Consider the following 17,979-nt stretch of genomic DNA (forward strand, 5'->3'; position numbering starts at 1 on the left):
ATTCCCCAATAAAGGCCCGGGCCTTTCGGCCCGGTACACGTATGTAAATGCAACTCGTGTTGCTTAAGCCTTGCACTGCTCATCTCTAATCAGTGCCGCCAGACGGAAGAAGCCGTGCACCATCTTTGAGAATGGCATCAACAGGAAGAGCGCAAGTACAGCCCCCAGATGCAACGACAGCAGCTCATTCAACAGGCGGGTTTCACGCAGGAAGTACAGCGCCAGTCCGCTGGTGCTGACAACGAACAGTAGCAGTACAAAAGCCATCTCCCCGCCCCAAACACGGGCATCGGCCAATTCCCGGTCCGCTTTCAGCTTAAGGCTCGCCAACCCCAGGGTGCCAATGCTTAGCAGCACACCGCCAGGGATACCAAGCAACTTGGGCAGGGAAAAGATCCCGTAAGGTGCCGACATCTCCAGCCCGTAGTGCATCAACGTCGCGACCGAGGTCGCGGCAAAACAGAGCAGGAAGCCATACATGGTCGCCTGATGGTACCGGCGGCGACTGTTCGAGAACGCATCTTCGGCCTCGAAATTACACCCGTCACCATGCCCCCCGGAGAGGTTTTTCATCTTCGCGATGCTGCCAAACGCACCGACGACGTGACGCCACCTGACCGGCTCTCCGCCGATCGTTTGCCAATACCCCCTCAGCGACAGCAGGATGAGCAGAATCGGCAGGGTAAACGCCGGCACAAACAGCAGGACCATGGCGTTGTGCGACATAAGCGAGTAGAACCCTTCGCCGGAGGACTTGGGTGCTACCTGAATCAGCCATACCAGCAACGCGGCCGCCAGAACGACGAACAGCGACAGGGCGGTACCGCTGCGATGAAATATCTTGGCGATGGCACCCGGCCGAGCGTGACTCTCCCAGCTCTCTTGGCGAACTTCGGCCAGGGCTTTGGGCAGATTCAAGCCAAACTCATGCGGCGCGGTGTACTGACAGGCGTAATAGCAACCCCGGCAGTTGTGGCAGAGATTCGATAGCTGCTGAATGTCGCCATCGCTGAACGCGCGTTTGCTGTGTACAGCCGGAAATACCGCGCAGTAACTCTCGCAGTAGCGACAGGCATTGCATATCTCAATCTGGCGACGAGCCTCGGCAATGGCATCCAAATTTACTAACTCAATTGTTTGCATAGCGAGCAGCCTCCCGACCTGCGATGCGGCCGAATACAGTGCCAATAGTCATACCGAAACCGGCAAGATATCCCTGGCCGAGAATGGAGCCGGCCATGATCTCCCCCGCCGCCCAGAGGTTCTTCATCGGGCCGGTGCGGCCCTGCACCTGAGCCGACTCATCCACTTTCAGTCCGAGATAGGTAAAGGTGACACCGGTACGCAGGGTATAGCCGTAATACGGAGGGGTATCGATCGGACGGGCCCAGTTGCTTTTCGGCGGCATCAGCCCCTGAGTGGCCAGGCCATCCAACTCGGTCGGATGGAAGCGGCCTTCGGTGCAGGCATTGTTAAATTCGTTGATCGTCTGTTGCAGCCGTGTAGCCGGCAGACCGAGTTTCCCGGCCAGTTCTTCCAGGGTGTCGGCCTTGATCGGCGGGAAGACCGACGGCATGAACAGCTCAAGCGATTTCGAGTCGATGATCACATAACCGACCTGGTCCGGCTGGGCCGCAACTAACCGCCCCCAGATCGCATAACGTTTCGGCCAGACATCCTCTCCCTCGTCGTAGAAGCGCAGCCCCTCCTTGTTCACCACCACCGAGAACGGGACACAATCCAGCCGCGTTACGATGCCGCCGTCAAACTTCGGCGCGCGTCCATCAATCGCCACCGCGTGGCACTGCGTAGGATCGCCCACCGACTCCAGCTCCTGCCCGATCAGATCCTTGAGTACGACGCCACGGTTGTAGGGCGTCCCTCTGATCAGAAAATTCTTCGCAGCCGGTCCCCAGGCATCAGCCAACCAGTCGACATCCGCCTGAAATCCTCCCGATGCAACGACAACAGCCTTCGACACCAAGCAGTGCTGCTGCCCCTGATGCTCGACGTCGATACTGACGATTCTGTCCCCTTCCCTTTCGAGATGAGTCACATGCGCCTCGTAAAGAACGTCAACCCCCAGGTTCTGGGCTGTTCGATAGTAGGCATTGACCAGCGCCTTGCCCCCGCCCATGAAAAACGCATTTGTGCGCGAGAGTGACAGCGTACCCGACAGCGAGGGCTGGAAGCGCACACCATGTTCCACCATCCAGGCATAGCACTCCTGGGAGCTGCGGATCGCAAGCTTGGCAAGCTTTTCATCCGTATTGCCCTGCGTCACCTTCATCAGATCCTCGAAGTACTCCTGCTCGCCGTAACTGTCGGTTAAGACAGCCATCGGCTCTCCATGCATACAGCGAAAATTTCGAGTATGACGTGAGTTACCACCGCGGTACGCCTTGGGAGCCCCCTCCAGTATCAGGGTGCGTGCCCCTGCTTCGGCAGCCGAGATCGCGGCACAGAGTGCGGCATTGCCGCCACCTACCACGATCACATCGTAATTGGCTCTTGGATCCACCATTTATTTATCAGCCTCCTGATTGTATACAGCCGAATACATCTGCACTCATCCTCTATGAGTTAGCTGTCATACACCTGTCACGGAGGCACATTGGCAAATTCCAGTACCACTTCTGGAGAACCGCTTACGCTAATTTTCAGGATGCGTTTAGAATGAGTGGAGGCAGCAGGACCTGATCGAGATCGACATATTACTGAAGAGACACAATGAGAATTCTGATAGTCGAAGATGATGAAACTCTGGGCGATGCGCTTTCAAGGCGCGCAGCACGGCAAGGCCATGGTACGGATTTGGTGGTGACGGGCAGCCAGGCAGACGAGATTCTGAAACGACAGGATTACGACCTGATCATACTCGATTTGAACCTACCGGGCCTCGACGGTAAACGGGTCCTGGAAAACCTGAGAAAAAGAAAAAAAGATACTCCTGTGCTGATTTTAACCGCCCGCGAACAGGTAGAGGACAGGATTACTCTGCTCGACTGCGGCGCAGACGACTACCTGACCAAGCCGTTTGACTTCGGTGAACTGGAGGCACGCTGCAGGGCACTGCTCAGACGAAAGTCGGGACATTCGCGGGATCAGGTCACTTATGGCAATCTGGTGCTCGACCGAAATGCCTGTACTGTTTCTATTGACAACGAACTCGTCGATCTAAAACAACGGGAGTTTCGGCTGCTTGAGATATTCCTGACCCATACCGGCAGGGTCTTAAGCAAGGATGAGCTTCTGAATCACATATACAGCTTCGATGAATCACCAAGTCCCAATGCGATTGAACTGTACGTTGCTCGGCTTAGAAAAAAGCTGTCGTCCAGCTCCGTCGATATAAAAACGCTCAGAGGCTTGGGTTATCTACTCAATGATTTAGATGAAGCAAAATAGATTTTCAATAAAACAGCAGCTCACCAAACTAACCATTAGCCTTCTGGTCATTCTGGTGATGATAAGCTACTTGGCAGCCGATCTTTATGGACGTCGTGCAGCACGCTTGTCCTATGACCGGCTTCTAGCCGGTGCCACTCTCCAAATCGCAGAAAATATCAGCCTGATCAACGGCGTCGTCGTGGTCGATCTGCCAAGATCGGCATTCAAGACGCTGTCACTGGCACCCGACGATCGAGTTTTCTACGCAATCACCGATGAAGACGGCACTCTTGTTACCGGATATGACGATATTCCCATGCAGGTAGAAAATAGCGATCTACGTCGGGATGATAGGAGTATAGGCCCCTTCAACTACAGGTTTTACACGCAAAAATATCGAGGCGAAAACATACGATTTATCACCATGGATCAGGTGTTAAATGATGTTGCGATCAAAAAAAGAATACGGGTAACGCTGGGTCAATCCCTTCGGGCCAGAGAGGGACTGGCGTCAGAGATTCGCTGGAAGGCGTTACAGTTTGTATCGCTGTTTTTCGTCGTTGCGCTCCTGGTGGTCACTCTGGCGATCAGAATGATGCTGCTTCCGCTTAAAACGCTGAACCAAGAGCTAGGCTCCCGCTCTCCAGTCGATTTAACGCCGCTCGATCTCTCGGTACCGGATGAGGTAACGCCGTTACTGAAAACCATCAACCACTTCATGAACCAGCTGAACGGTACCCTGGATAAACTGAAGCAGTTCACTGCCATCGCCGCACACCAGATAAGAACACCTTTGGCCGGTCTTAAATCTCAGGCACAAAATGCGCTGGAGGAGCAGGACAGCGAGATCAGGCGCCAGCAGCTACGGCGTGTGGTCGAGTGTAGCGATCTGCTGAGCGAAACCGTCAGCCAGTTGCTGATGCAGGCCGAGCTGGAACACCGCTTTCGGCGCGAGGTTTTTGAAGATATACAACTGGATGCACTGGTTAAAGAGGTATGCCGTGAGGTCGCCGTGCCCGCCTTGCAAAGCGGCGTAGAAGTCTCCTATCTGGGAGAAGGCGAGTTTCATTTGACCGGCGATCAGTTCGCCCTGAAGCAGATGATCCGCAACATACTCGAAAACGCGATCAAATACAGTGATGACAACGGCTTGGTCGAAACCAATATCCTAAAACTTGAAGACGGAACAATCGTACTTTCGGTCAGCGATAATGGACCTGGAATACCTGAGGCCGACCGACCCAAGGTGTTTGAGCAGTTTTTCCGCGGAACAGTTAGCAACAAGCCAGGAAGCGGCCTGGGCCTGTCAATCGCCAAGGAGATTGCCAATCATCATGGCGCTGAACTCCATCTGCTCGAGAACACGCCCCACGGACTCGTGGTCGAAATCCATTTTGCGAGGTCGGAAAATGCTTAAGTTGCTGTTACCGCTACTACTACTGGCCACGAATCTACATGCCACCAACCTTTTTAGCATTCCGGCCAGCTCCACACCCTCCACCAAACTGATCATTTATGGTGCGGCGGACTATCCCGCGATAAGCCCCCTGTTACACGCATTTCACCTCAAACATCCTCGCATTGACATAGAGTATGTGGAGGGGAATACCCTGACGCTGTACCAGAAATTTCTTGCGGATCAGCCCAATGGCCCGGATGTGATGCTCAGTTCCGCCATGGACCTTCAGTTCAAGCTGGTTAACGATGGCTACGCTCGACCGTACCTCTCGTCTGAAACCGAACGCTTGCCGCACTGGGCGAACTGGAGAAATGAAATTTTCGGATTCACCTATGAACCCGCCGTCATTGTCGTCAACAAGACGTTGCTCGACAGCGCCGATATTCCCAGAAGTCGCTCCGAACTGTTGACCCTGCTACGCCGCCAAAGCGAAATTCTAAAAGGCCGGGTCGGAACATTCGATATTGAACGAGTGGGCATAGGCTATCTCACCTGGGCCAACGACCGTCAACAGACAACCAGTTATGGACGCCTGCTGGAAGCGTTCGGCAACAGCCTGGCTCGCCAGTATCCCAGCAGCGCCACGATGTTACAGTCGTTACAGGACAAAGAGTTGACCATTGCCTACAACGTGCTCGGCTCCTACGCGAACAGTTGGGCCAAGGTGTACCCGGATCTGCAGGTGATTCTACCGGAGGACTTCACGACACTGGTCATGCGCAGTGCCTTTATATCCCGTAGCGCCCGAAATCTGGAGAGCGCTCGCCTGTTCATCGACTTTCTGTTGTCCAAAGAGGGCCAGAGAATACTCGCCGACGCATCCAGTCTTTATCCGATACGCGACGATATTCCTGGTTACGAAACGGCCACGACACTCATCAAGGTCGATGACAGTCGCTTCAAGCCGATCTACCTCGATCTATCACTGTTGGCGATTAGCGATAAATCGAAGAAACAGATTATTCTGGATGAATGGGATTCTGCGATGCGATCTTACCCTTGAGCGGTCATCGTTATGGCAAAACACCACTACGATCTATGAAACGTCGGCGTGATTCAGGTCTTGAACAAAGCTCAAAGCTTGATGCCGACTGGTCATCCTGAGTTTCTTCCTCGTACGGGTTATGGTCGCTTTTACAGTACACTCCTTTATACCAAGTTCAGTCGAGATGTCTGAATTCGTATAGCCTGCACATATTTTTCTTAGCACATCCCTCTCTTTCTCCGTTAGATCACGCACATCAGCTCTAAACAGTGAGAGATACTCTCTCGACATTAATAGTTCTTTATTCTTAGTGTTTTTTCCATTCCGGAAAAGAGAGGATATAAGCTTGTTAACAAAATCAAGCTCTGCATTCATAGGTATAAAAAAGTCAATTTTAGAGGATTTTATTAACTTTTTATCCTGTTTACCTAAAACCTCTGAGAAAGCCAAAAACATAGTTTCACCGGAGCCGTAAATTGATCGACAAATATTGACACACTCTGTCTCCAACACGGAACCGTATACGATAAAAAATACTGGATTTCTCTGAACCTTAACGACTGATCGAACATTGTCAAATTCGTAGAATTCTGTTTCTTTACCCATAGCAGTGGATATTATTCTTTTCAAACTACTATTGAACAAAGGAGAATTACCGACAATAACCGTTCCGTACATTCGAGACCTATCTCTTGTAATGTGATAAACCAAGGCCAGGGGGCAAGGTAACAGAGCAACCTGTCATGAAGCTGTCGGATTCTGGCCTCTGAATCGTAGCTAGATTTCTAGACAGCTCAGTGCCTCAAATGAATATCGGCTTGTTCCTCCTCATCGTATGTGCCGTCATCCCCTACATCCAGACCAACGCTTGTAACCCATCGATCAACTATTCTGGATAGAGCAAGCATCTGCTTCCGCGCTGAGCATGACGACGGTGGGAAAAAGACAATGATGAGCTGTGACCAGCATGACTATATCGAAATAGCCTGTACATTCAGGTACCCGGTCAGGTTGACTCTGAACTCAGGTGTAATTGTCGAGGGGAAGGCGCTGGATACCCAGCGTAACGAGGCGCGGCAGGAGTGTCTCAAGCTTAGCGTGGCGGGCATGGACAGCCTGATCGTGCTGGAGGATATCCGCCGTATGGAAGCCTGTACCGAAAACCCGCACTTCCAGGTGGTCTCCTTTGCCTAGGTGGTGACCTTTTCCCGGTAAAGCGCGATAAACCATAGAAAAGCCCGCCAGGTTTTACCCCGCGGGCTTAGCGCTGCTTTTGATCACGCGATTAGGTTGTTACCTCTGCTCAATCATAAAAACATCAAAAAACTTCGTAAGCTCCTCGTGTGCCGTGACGGGCAGGATAGTGGCAATATGCTGGTCGGGTCGCACAATCACAACGCAACCCGCAGTGCGGTCGATTCCGCGCAGGTCATAGATGTCATTACCCTCTTCCGTGTGGAATACCTTTTCATAGTCACGCAGCCCGTACTTTCCTTTTGCAGGCCACAGGTAGTCATGCAGATCGTGCATCGACAGATCCTGTTGCTGAAATACCGCATAGGTATCAAAGACTGAGTCGATGTCAGCGCCCTTCGGTGTGTATTTCCGGACCGGAGAGGACGGGTCGTTGGCCAGGAAGTCGACGAACTGGTAGGCCGCTGACGAGGGATCGGTCGGGTTTTGCGTGTCACCGAACAGGAAGATACGCCAGCGACCGTCGGCTTTTACCAGATGCCCCAGATGCTGGACTCTGCCGTCGGCTACGCGAGTGGCTTCAGCCGAGTGGAAACGCTGACCAATGTTAAAGCCCGTGGCCAGATGCTGGTTTTCATGACCCGTGCAGATAAATGACGGGTAGTACTCGATGGATGTCCCGGCGACAAAACCGCTTTGCCGCTTCATAAAGGCTTCGATCTTGGCGGTGTCGACTTTAGCCTGCTCGGAGTCATCGCCTGCGGTAGGTCGTGTGGCGACCAGCCTGGACAACTCTCGGTCGGCGTCGATCAAATGCTGCGCCACTTTGCGTCGTTCTGTGCAGTAGGTGCTCAGCAATCTAGGGTCGCTTCTGCCCTGGATTACCGCGGCCAACTTCCAGCCCAGATTAAAGGTGTCAGGCAACGAGGTATTTAAGCCCCAGCCCCCTTTGGGACTGTGAGTATGGCAGGCATCACCGGCGACAAATGCACGGGGGATGACCTCCTCTGAACTGCCCACGGGGCGATTATCAAAGCGCTCGGCGATGCGTTGGCCGACCTCATAGATTGACCACCAGGCCACCTCTTTCACATCCAGGGTGTAAGGGTGAAAAATCTTCTGGGCCTTGGCGATGATATCTTTCTCGTTCAATTTTACATCCGCTGCACGCTTGTCCTTGCCGAGCAGATCCAGCTCTACATAGAACCGACACAGGTAGCCGCCCTCGCGCGGAATGGTCATGACCGCGCCATGATTCTTGGACTGGATAAAGCTTTTGACGCGTATATCCGGGAAATCCGTGTTCAACAGAATATCCATGACGCCCCACGCCTTGTTGGCGGAATCGCCTTGCAGAGGGATACCCATGCTTTTGCGAACCTTGCTTCTGGCACCGTCACAGCCCACGGCGTAACGTGCTTTAACCGTTTCGGTCTTTCCGGCTCCCGCCTCGTCGGTTCTTTTGAAAGTCGCTGTTATGGGGTGGGCCGCAAGATCCTGGGTCAGGCTGTCGTCGATGCTCATCTCAACCAGTTCACGGCTGTAATGGGGAGTAAGGTGGGTGACGGACCTTTCCATACCATCAGTCAGCAGCTCATGCAGGCGCGCCTGGTTTACAATGCCGTGGGTAAATTCAGAAAGCCCAATTCGGGCATCAGCGATCTTGTGTGTGAGCTTGATGTTCTCGGGATTGTTCTCGTCCGGCTCCCAGAAGGTGTTTTGTTTCAGCTGGTAGGTTTCCTTCACCACCATTTCACTGCTGTTAAACGCCTCCATGATCTCGATGGTGCGGCAGGAGATGCCGTCCGCCCGCCCAAACAGCAAGGGGCCGTGTGCCATATCAACAATGCATGTTTTAATGTCGGCGAACTCGGCCATCTGCCGCGCCATGGTCAAACCCGCAGGACCGGTGCCGATAATCAGGACATCCACTTGTTCGGGCAGGTCGACAATCGGTGGGTCGGGGTAAGGCTCTCTAACTGCATCGGGAACCTCGTAATTGCCGGGTTTGAACCCATTAAGATGATATTGCATTACTCGATATCCTCGCTTTTGACCCTGCTGTTGATGTGCCAGCCACTAGTTAACATATTAACAATATTTCAGAGAATGCGATCCATTTCAATAGTAGGTATAGACGATAGGAGCTGCCCCCGAAATCTAATCCAACCGGATACCGAGACTCAGATACGAGCCTTGTGAACCCGCCCTCTCGAAGACTGTATCTATACTTGAATTTACCGACGCCCTATTCGTTCGGCGGCTGGGAGATACCGGCGGGAAAACCTAAAGACTATAACCAGAGGTTAAACAGATGAACCGGGGGTTAAACCTATGAGCACCGGCCTTACCGATGTACTGCGTATACTGGTCCAATGGCGGTGCACACCAAATCAGGCGCTCGCTATCCTGAAACTGGATCCTGACCGCCCATTTCCCGAAGTTCTCAATGAAGAGCAGTGTCAGCGCCTGACGTTCGTGCTCAATATCCACTCAGACCTCAGCACCGTCTTCGACGACCCTGAGGAGGTGTACGGTTACATGTCGAGCCCTCACGACGATCCCTATTACGAAGGGAAATCCCCCCTGGAGCTGATCAGTACAGGGGATATAACCGTGTTCGAACGGATCTGCTGGCACATAGATGCGATGAGAGTGCTCTGACACCGTCCAGGTTAACGAGCATAAGATCCCTGTGATCTCCTCGATCAGGACCGCGTCTGCACCTTAAGCTACCGGGCCGGTTAGCCGAAAGGCGCTACCCCTATCAGCCATTTATGCAGCACAACGGCAAAGGCAGCGTAGAGTGCCAGGCCGATAACCACAGCGATCAGGTCGCGTTGCACACTGATCGCTTTGTAAGTCACCCCTTCCGCCCGATCACGGCGACGGGCAATAGCGTAATAGAGTATGGCCCAGGCCAGAAAGCTACCGAACAGCAGGATATCAGCCAGCGTACCGTTGCTGAGCAGGTGGGCGAATGCCCAGACCTTCACGCCTAACGCCATCGGGTGGCCCAACCGGGCTTTCATATGGGTGCCTGGCACGTAGGTCCCCGCGACCAGGATAAACGCCGGGATCAATAACAGAGCGGTAATGTGCCGGGTCCAGTCCGGCGACAGCCAAACCCAGGTCGGAGTGTAGCGCGCCTCCCCGTAGCCCCAGATGATCAGCACGAAACCGACGAGTGAGATAAGGCTGTAAAGGCCTTTCCAGCGCATGAGGCCCATGGACCGAACGGCGCCGTCCCGTAAACCAGGCGCCAGAATGCGTGTGGAATGCACACCGAGAAATAGAACAAGACCGAGAATCAGGATAGCCATGACGACTCCTTGTTATCATGAAGGTCGAGTTTGCCAGCTTAGAGCACTGATTGGACGCTGTATATGACCATCACTGATCCGGTGCCGGGCCTACCCGGGCCGCGGCGCAAACATGATAATCGCCATCCCCAGCAGTGCTACCGCCGAGCCCAGCAGATCCCAAACGGTCGGTCGGATTCCGTCGACCGCCCACAGCCAGAGGATGGCGACCGAGATATAGACCCCGCCATAGGCCGCGTACACGCGACCGGCTGCTGTGGGATGAAGCGAAAGCAGCCAGGCAAACAGGGCCAGGCTGGCCGCGGCCGGGATCAGGAGCCAGATCGTTTTTCCTTCGCGCAGCCAGAGATAGGGCAGATAGCAACCCAGAATTTCGGCAACCGCCGTCAAGATAAACAGCCCGATTGTCTTCAGCTCGAACATTGCCATCCCCACTCTGGATTTAATGAATTGAGAACTTCGCCACCGCTACTACCAGTGTGCAGTGCGGCCGGATCGCTCAGAGGATATCCGCACCGCGCTCGGCGAGTACTGCGCGCAGAACGGAACGATGGCAGCGGGACTCATCCTCGCAGTAGCAGCCAATGGCGAAGTTGCTCTGCTTCGAGAACGCGACCAGCAGCTCCAGCGATCGGCTCGCCTCGGGATCGGTCAGCTCCTTGCGGAACCGCTTCTCGAACGCCGCCCACTCCTTATCGGTCGTCGCGGTCTGTGCCTGTTTAACCAGTTCCGGCGAGGGGGACAGGATCGGCATCCAGACGTCATACCAGTTGCCGGAGGCGTACTCCTCTTTTCTGACACCGCGTGGGGGGCGGCGGACGGTACCCAGGCGTATCCCCTCGTCCTTCGCCCGCTCGGTTCCCAAACGTACTACACGAATAGCCATGCTCTACTCCACTGTTTACCGCCGAGTTCAGCTTAGCCGCTACTGGCCCAACTCCCCAACCGCCAGCCACCAGAGATAGTCCAGCGGCATCAGCACCAGCAGCGTCAGCAGTGTCAGCGGTACCGTCACCCGCAGCAGATGGCCCAACGGCTCCTTGGCCAGCTGCATACTGACCAGCAGCGGTCCGGACTGGTAGGGAAACAGGATGGTGGAGAAGCCCAGCACCTGCGTCATCAGCACCGTTTCCACACTCCAGCCGGTCTGGGCTGCCAGATCCGCAGCCATCGGCGTCAGCACGGCGGGCACGCCCGGCAGCGTCACGCCAAGTGCGGCAACGACAGACATCAAGCTCAGCGACACGAAGTTGATGAAGTCGGCGCCCTGCTCCAGCGGCAGCCAGTGTTCCATCTGCATCGCCAGCACACTGCCGAGCCCCGAGCTGGCCACCAGCCGACCAAGCCCCAGCACCCCAGCGATAAATAGCAGCAACGTCATATCCATGCCGGCGGAGAAGCGTTTGCTGTCCACCAGGCCGATTCCCGGCAGTAGCAGGAAGCAGGTCGCCGCCAACCCAACCCAGGCCGGGCTGATGCCGTGCAGGCTATCGGTGATCCAGAAGCCCAGCGTTACCAGCAGCACAATGCCCAGTTTCTTTTGCCCGCGCAGCTGGTCGGCATCGCAGCGATCGCCGGTCAGGCCGTTCGTTTTCACCTTCGGCTGGTCAGGAAACAGGCGCATGATCAACCAGGCGATCAGCACCGCCTTGAGCGCCCCCAGCACGGGGAAGTGGAGCAGCAGATAGTGGGTGTAGCTGAAGTGCAGATCGTAGATGGTTTCGGCGGCACCGATCAGCACCACGTTGGGGATGTTCGCCGGCAGGATGGCGAAGGTGGGCATGTGGCAGCCAAAGGCGACCGCGAGGGTGATACCGGTGCGCCCCCGGGAGCCGGGTTCGAAGCCGCAACGTTCGGCCAGCGCCAGGCCGATCGGGATCATCATCACCGCACGCCCCATGGAGGATGGCATCAGGAAGCCGAGTAGCGTGCAGGTCAGCATCAGGCCGCCGATCAGCCAGGCGTAGCTGTGCTCCAGATGCTTACCCAGCAGTGCGGCCACGCGATCACCCAGCCCGGTGGATTTGATCGCCATGCCGATCACCATACCGGCGATGATCAGCCAGAAGGCGGCGGAGTAGAAGCCGGAGAAGATCTCCGCTGGTGTGCCGACCTCCAGCAGGATCGCGGCGAGGAAGAACAGCAGCGCGGTCATATACCCCGGCAACACGTTGGTGACCAGCAGTCCCAGGGTCAGGATCACGATCGCCAGCACCTGCCCCTGTTGGGCACTGAGTATGCTGGGGGTATCGATCAGCATCCAGGCTGACAGCGGCAGCAGCGCGAGCATGAACAGACGGGCGGGTTGGCGGAGCAGTTGCTGAGCAAGGTTCCCTTTGCTGTGTACCATATCTACTTCGACTCGGCAGTGAAAAAATCGCGCAGCGCGTTGATCACCGTCTGCGGTGTTTCCTCCGGCAGGAAGTGACCGGACTCCAGCGCGAAGCCGCGCACATCCTCGGCATAGTCGCGCCAGACGGCCAGCAGATCATAGGTGCGGTGTACGAAACCTTGATTGCCCCAGAGCACCAGCAGCGGACAGGCCAGCTTGCGCAAACGGTCGGCGCGATCGTGCTCCAGGTCGATCCCTGCCGCGGCCCGGTAATCCTCGCAGGAAGCGTGAATCGCCGCCGGATCGCCAAAGCAGCGGCTGTACTCCGCCACCGCACGGGGTGAGAAGGTGGCCCCGGGTGCGGACCAGCGCTTGAGTTTCTCACCCAGATAGTAGTCCGGGTCGAGCCCGATCATATGTTCGGGTAGTCCGTCGGGCTGAATCAGGAAGAACCAGTGGTAGTAACCGGTGGCAAACGCCTGATCGGTATGGTCGAACATATGCAGAGTCGGCGCGATATCCATGACACAGGCGGCCCGGACACGCTCGGGATAATCCAGCGCCAGGCGATGCGTGACACGTGCCCCACGGTCATGACCGGCCACCGCGAAGCGTTCATAGCCGAAGTGGATCATCAGTTCGGCCATATCCTGCGCCATGGCGCGCTTGGAATAGTTGGCATGATCCGCTTCGCCCGCCGGTTTGCTGCTATCGCCGTATCCACGCAGGTCGGGACAGATGACGTGAAACGCCTCGGCCAGCACCGGCGCCACCTCATGCCAGATCATATGGGTCTGTGGATAGCCGTGCAGCAGCAGGAGCGGCGGTCCCTTGCCGCCATGTACGCAGTGGATGATGGCACCGCCGGTGTCGACATCGATTGCTTCAAAGGCGCCGTTGAACATGGTGCCGGATCCCCCTCAGATGCTGGGTAGTTAGTCCGCTGGCCAGGAAATATAGATTAGCATACAACAGTTTAGATCTAAGCTATCTCTACCGTTCCATCCTCGTTGACCTGCCAGAAGTCGGCCCAGGCCACCTCCCACAGATAGCCGTCGGGATCGGAGAAGTAGCCGCTGTAGCCACCCCAGAAGGTAGCCTCCGCCGGTTTGACGATCTCGCCACCGGCCAGCTCCGCCCGGTGCAGGAGCAGATCCACCAGGGCCTTGTCACAGGTGTTGTAGCTCAGTGTTGCGCCGGGGAATTCGCTGTGCTTGCCTACCAGCCGCGGTGCCGCATCCTCGGAAAGACAGCTCTGAGGATAGAGCGCGAGACGTGAGTCGCTGCTGCGGAACAACAGCATATCCTCCCCCGCAAAGTGTGTCGGGAAGCCAAGACCGTCGTGGTAAAAACGGTAGGAGCGCTCAAGATCTTTCACCCCGAGCGCGATCAGACTGATGCGAGGTTCCATAAGGCCCTCCTGCTGGACGGCCTGCCGCTCCCTGCCGATCAGGCCGTTTGACTCAAGCGCTCCAGTACGAAGTTGAGCACGCCACCGGCCTGGTAGTATTTCACCTCGACCTGCGTATCCAGGCGTGAGAGCAACTCGATCTGGCGCTGTTTACCATCAGCATAGTGGATGATCGCCTTAAACGTCTGTTTAGGTGTGAGGCCAGCCTCCAGGCCGAGAATATCGACCTGTTCATCGCCGGTCAGCCCCAGCGTCTTACGGTCATCGCCCCCGGTGAACTGCAGCGGCAGCACACCCATGCCGACCAGGTTGGAGCGGTGGATACGCTCGAAGCTCTCGACGATCACCGCCCTGACCCCGAGCAGCAGGGTACCCTTGGCCGCCCAGTCCCGGCTCGATCCGGTGCCATACTCCTTGCCTGCGATCACCACGCTGGGGATCTGCTCACCGAGGTACTCCATCGCCACGTCGTAGATGAAGCGGGGCTCGCTCTCGCCCCGCTTGCGGGTGTAGCCGCCCTCGATCTGCGGTGTCATCTCGTTGCGGATACGGATATTGCCGAAGGTGCCACGCATCATCACCTCATGGTTGCCGCGCCGCGAGCCGTAGGAGTTGAAATCCCGCTCCTCGACACCGCGCGAGCGCAGGTAGTGCGCAGCTGGGCTGTCCTTGGGGATCGCCCCCGCCGGAGAGATATGGTCGGTGGTGACGGAGTCGCTGAGCAGCGCCAGGATCGCCGCGCCCTTGATATCCTCGACCCTGCCGCCATACTCCGGATCGAAAAACGGGGGTTCCTGAATATAGGTGGATTCGGCGGGGAAGTCATAGGTGGCGCCACTACCGCTGTCGATCTGGCGCCAGCGCTCGTCACCGTCGAAGACCGAGCCATATTCGCGGCGGAACATCTCGTTGTCGATCTGCCGCACCAACTCGATGATCTCGGCGTTGCTGGGCCAGATATCCTTCAGATACACAGGCTTACCGTCACTGCCGCTGCCCAACGGGTCGCTTGTCAGGTCGATGCGCGTGGTACCGGCCAGACCGTAGGCCACCACCAACGGCGGCGATGCCAGCCAGTTGGCGCGCACCAGCGGGTGGATACGTCCCTCGAAGTTGCGGTTGCCGGAGAGCACCGAGGAGACGATCAGGTCATGCTGTTTGATCGTGTTCTCCACCGGATCCGCCAACGGCCCCGAATTGCCGATACAGGTAGTACAGCCGTAACCGACCAGGTTGAAACCGAGTGCATCCAGATCCTGCTGTACCCCGGATTTATTCAGATACTCGGTCACCACCCGCGAGCCTGGCGCCAGCGAGGTCTTGACCCAGGGTTTCACTTTCAGCCCTTTTGCCCGCGCCTTGCGCGCCAGCAGCCCGGCACCGAGCATCACCGCCGGGTTGGAGGTGTTGGTGCAGGAGGTGATCGCCGCGATCACCACATCGCCGTGGTGCATCCCCTCGTCCGAGCCCTCCAGCGGGTACTCGGTATCCAGTTGATCGGTCTTGCCCGCCAGCTCAACGAAAGCATCGATCGATGACTTCAGATCCTTCACCGCCACCCGGTCCTGAGGACGCTTGGGGCCGGCCAGGCTGGGCTCGACACTGGTCAGGTCGAGCTTGAGAGTGATGGCAAAATCCGGTGTCTGGTACTGCTCGTCGCGCCACATCCCCTGCGCCCTGCAGTAGGCTTCCACCAGCGCCAGGGTCTGCTCGTCGCGTCCACTCAGGCGCAGGTAGTGGATGGTCTGGGCATCGATCGGGAAGAAGCCGCAGGTGGCACCATACTCGGGTGCCATGTTGGCGATGGTGGCGCGGTCGGCGATCGGCAACTGGTCCAAACCGTCACCGTAAAACTCGACAAACTTGCCTACCACGCCGTGCTCACGCAGCATCTGCACCACACGCAGCACCAGGTCGGTGGCGGTGATCCCCTCCTGCAGGCTGCCGCTCAGCTCGAAACCGACCACGTCCGGAATCAGCATCGACACCGGCTGGCCCAGCATCGCCGCTTCCGCCTCGATGCCGCCGACGCCCCAGCCGAGCACACCGAGGGCGTTGATCATCGTGGTGTGGCTGTCGGTGCCGACCAGGGTGTCGGGATAGGCCAGGCGCTGATCATCGCGCTGCTCGGTCCACACCGATTTTGCCAGGTACTCCAGGTTGACCTGATGGCAGATGCCGGTGCCGGGCGGCACCACGCGGAAGTTGTCGAACGCGCCCTGCCCCCACTTCAGGAACTGGTATCGCTCCAGGTTGCGCTGCATTTCGATATCGACATTGTCGCGGAACGCCGTCGGCGTACCGAAACGGTCAATGGTCACCGAGTGGTCGATCACCAGATCCACCGGCGACAACGGATTGATCCGCTGCGGGTCGGCGCCGCGCGCCACCAGGGCATTGCGCATCGCCGCCAGATCCACCACGGCGGGCACACCGGTGAAGTCCTGCATCAACACCCGTGCCGGGTGGTATGAAATTTCGTGTTCGGCCGCCCGTCCGCCACTTTCAACCAGGGCCAATATGTCGTCCCGGCTGCAGCTTTCGCCATCCTCATGGCGCAACAGGTTCTCCAGCAACACCTTGATCGAGACGGGCAGGCGCGCGATCTCTGGCATCTGCGCCAACTTCCCCTCTTTGAGGGAGTAGTAACCGTAGGTGATATCGCCCACCTTCAGTTGACTGGCAGTTTTGAAGGAATCGATTGAATTGAGCACTCTCGGCCTCCCTGTTTGCCGTTTGCAAAAGGTCCTGTTCGGCCTTTGATGCCGTGTTAACAAGGTAGTTCAGGAATCATCGACTCGGGGGAGTATGCGTATAACTCATGAACGGCAGAGCGCTGCGGTGCCGACTATCGCTTTTATAAATTAGATTGCTCTAATATACTTGCCGAGGTGGCACGGTGCATTTTCTCGCTGTGTCCGCCAGGTAGATACCTGCCAAAATCAGGTAAGGTGACTGAAAGCGACTGAACAGGTGGACGACCATGCATGTAGAACCCTTTTTCGATCCAGCGACCTTTACCTACAGCTATGTCGTGGTCGACGAGGAGGCCCGCGCCTGCGCAATTATCGACTCGGTGCTGGATTACGACGCAGCCGCAGCCAGCACCTCCTATACCGGCGCCGACCGTCTGGTTGACTATATCCGCAGCCAGGGGCTGAACCTGGAGTGGATACTGGAGACCCATGTCCATGCGGACCACCTGAGCGCTGCCCCCTACCTGAAGCAACATCTGGGTGGCCGGATCGTTATCGGCAGCCATGTCGACATCATTCAGGATACCTTCGGCAAGGTGTTCCATTGCGGCCCCGAGTTCGCCCGTAACGGCAGTCAGTTCGACCACCTGTTGCAGGATGGCGAACAGTTCAAAATCGGCTCGCTGGACGCCCTGGCGATCCATACGCCGGGCCACACCCCGGCCTGCATGAGTTACCGCATCGGCGATGCGCTGTTTGTCGGTGATACGCTGTTCATGCCCGATTACGGCACTGCCCGCTGTGACTTCCCCGGCGGCGATGCGCGGGCACTGTACCGCTCCATTCACAAGCTGTATGAGTTCCCGGACGAGACCCGGGTATTCCTCTGCCACGATTACAAGGCCGAAGGACGCGATAACTACCAGTGCGAAACCAGCATCGGCGAACAGAAACGGCACAATATCCATATCCATGAGCAGGTGAGCGAAGAGCAGTTCGTGCAGATGCGCACCGAGCGGGATGCCCAGCTGAGCATGCCCGCCCTGATCCTGCCCTCGGTGCAGGTCAATATGCGCGCCGGCCAACTCCCCGAGCCTGAGGAGAACGGCATACGCTATCTGAAGATCCCGCTGGATCTGTTCTGAACAGGCGCGTGTCATGTAGAGAGTAGAGTCGATCGGACCGGAAG

Annotated in this window: 17 protein-coding genes; 6 read left to right on the top strand and 11 right to left on the bottom strand. The window is 56.8% G+C overall.

The features are described 5' to 3' along the window. Nucleotides 1-63: 63 nt before the first annotated feature. Together tcuB and tcuA are read right to left on the bottom strand one after the other, a co-directional pair. On the bottom strand, nt 64-1,143 hold the full coding sequence (tcuB, locus tag KQ940_RS15635) for a tricarballylate utilization 4Fe-4S protein TcuB (protein ID WP_217414674.1): 1,080 nt from the start codon (nt 1,141-1,143) through the stop codon (nt 64-66). Then, on the bottom strand, nt 1,130-2,524 hold the full coding sequence (gene tcuA, locus KQ940_RS15640; RefSeq protein WP_217414675.1) for an FAD-dependent tricarballylate dehydrogenase TcuA: 1,395 nt from the start codon (nt 2,522-2,524) through the stop codon (nt 1,130-1,132). Before tcuA ends, tcuB begins: the two co-directional genes overlap by 14 nt. 206 nt (nt 2,525-2,730) lie before the next feature. On the opposite strand from tcuA, the gene KQ940_RS15645 reads away from it, so the two are divergent. The 3 genes from KQ940_RS15645 to KQ940_RS15655 are packed head-to-tail and all read left to right on the top strand — an operon-like array spanning nt 2,731 to nt 5,852. Further along, on the top strand, nt 2,731-3,408 hold the full coding sequence (locus KQ940_RS15645) for a response regulator transcription factor (RefSeq protein WP_217414677.1): 678 nt from the start codon (nt 2,731-2,733) through the stop codon (nt 3,406-3,408). Further along, entirely contained in the window at nt 3,395-4,807 is a 1,413-nt protein-coding gene (locus KQ940_RS15650; RefSeq protein ID WP_217414678.1) for a sensor histidine kinase, read from the top strand. The genes KQ940_RS15645 and KQ940_RS15650 overlap by 14 nt, the downstream gene beginning before the upstream one ends. Continuing rightward, a complete protein-coding gene (locus KQ940_RS15655; RefSeq protein WP_246590119.1) occupies nt 4,800-5,852 on the top strand; it encodes an ABC transporter substrate-binding protein in 1,053 nt (350 codons plus the stop codon). Before KQ940_RS15650 ends, KQ940_RS15655 begins: the two co-directional genes overlap by 8 nt. Nucleotides 5,853-5,885: 33 nt before the next feature. Here KQ940_RS15655 and KQ940_RS15660 read toward each other — a convergent pair whose 3' ends face one another. Next, complete coding sequence (locus KQ940_RS15660) at nt 5,886-6,512, bottom strand: helix-turn-helix transcriptional regulator (RefSeq protein ID WP_217414679.1); 627 nt, start codon at nt 6,510-6,512, stop codon at nt 5,886-5,888. 273 nt (nt 6,513-6,785) lie between these two features. On the opposite strand from KQ940_RS15660, the gene KQ940_RS15665 reads away from it, so the two are divergent. Further along, on the top strand, nt 6,786-7,028 hold the full coding sequence (locus KQ940_RS15665) for a Rho-binding antiterminator (RefSeq protein WP_246590124.1): 243 nt from the start codon (nt 6,786-6,788) through the stop codon (nt 7,026-7,028). Between the two features lie 99 nt (nt 7,029-7,127). On the opposite strand, the gene KQ940_RS15670 is transcribed toward KQ940_RS15665, so the two are convergent. Beyond that, nucleotides 7,128-9,062 (bottom strand): FAD-dependent monooxygenase, encoded by a 1,935-nt coding sequence (locus KQ940_RS15670; RefSeq protein WP_217414681.1) that lies wholly within the window; start codon nt 9,060-9,062, stop codon nt 7,128-7,130. Nucleotides 9,063-9,362: 300 nt separating this feature from the next. Here KQ940_RS15670 and KQ940_RS15675 point away from each other — a divergent pair, with 300 nt between their 5' ends. After that, complete coding sequence (locus tag KQ940_RS15675) at nt 9,363-9,692, top strand: MbcA/ParS/Xre antitoxin family protein (RefSeq protein WP_217414682.1); 330 nt, start codon at nt 9,363-9,365, stop codon at nt 9,690-9,692. Nucleotides 9,693-9,772: 80 nt separating this feature from the next. Here KQ940_RS15675 and KQ940_RS15680 read toward each other — a convergent pair whose 3' ends face one another. The 7 genes from KQ940_RS15680 to acnA form a co-directional block, all read right to left on the bottom strand. After that, on the bottom strand, nt 9,773-10,351 hold the full coding sequence (locus KQ940_RS15680) for an NnrU family protein (RefSeq protein WP_217414683.1): 579 nt from the start codon (nt 10,349-10,351) through the stop codon (nt 9,773-9,775). Between the two features lie 90 nt (nt 10,352-10,441). Beyond that, entirely contained in the window at nt 10,442-10,774 is a 333-nt protein-coding gene (locus tag KQ940_RS15685) for a YnfA family protein (RefSeq protein WP_217414714.1), read from the bottom strand. 76 nt (nt 10,775-10,850) lie between these two features. Further along, a complete protein-coding gene (locus KQ940_RS15690) occupies nt 10,851-11,237 on the bottom strand; it encodes a DUF488 domain-containing protein (protein WP_217414685.1) in 387 nt (128 codons plus the stop codon). A 39-nt stretch (nt 11,238-11,276) separates the two neighbouring features. Further along, complete coding sequence (locus KQ940_RS15695) at nt 11,277-12,701, bottom strand: SLC13 family permease (protein ID WP_217414686.1); 1,425 nt, start codon at nt 12,699-12,701, stop codon at nt 11,277-11,279. 2 nt (nt 12,702-12,703) lie between these two features. Next, the gene (locus KQ940_RS15700) at nt 12,704-13,588 is read right to left on the bottom strand and encodes an alpha/beta fold hydrolase (protein ID WP_217414687.1); all 885 of its coding nucleotides are present in this window, start codon (nt 13,586-13,588) and stop codon (nt 12,704-12,706) included. 77 nt (nt 13,589-13,665) lie between these two features. Further along, entirely contained in the window at nt 13,666-14,094 is a 429-nt protein-coding gene (locus tag KQ940_RS15705) for a VOC family protein (RefSeq protein ID WP_217414688.1), read from the bottom strand. Between the two features lie 38 nt (nt 14,095-14,132). After that, nucleotides 14,133-16,808, bottom strand: coding sequence for an aconitate hydratase AcnA (acnA, locus tag KQ940_RS15710; protein ID WP_217414689.1), 2,676 nt, complete (start codon nt 16,806-16,808; stop codon nt 14,133-14,135). Nucleotides 16,809-17,077: 269 nt separating this feature from the next. Between acnA and KQ940_RS15715 the strand changes: the two genes are divergently transcribed. Then, nucleotides 17,078-17,935, top strand: coding sequence for an MBL fold metallo-hydrolase (locus KQ940_RS15715; RefSeq protein ID WP_217414690.1), 858 nt, complete (start codon nt 17,078-17,080; stop codon nt 17,933-17,935). Nucleotides 17,936-17,979: the final 44 nt, after the last annotated feature.

This window comes from Marinobacterium ramblicola (genome assembly GCF_019084545.1).
GTDB lineage: Bacteria > Pseudomonadota > Gammaproteobacteria > Pseudomonadales > Balneatricaceae > Marinobacterium_D > Marinobacterium_D ramblicola.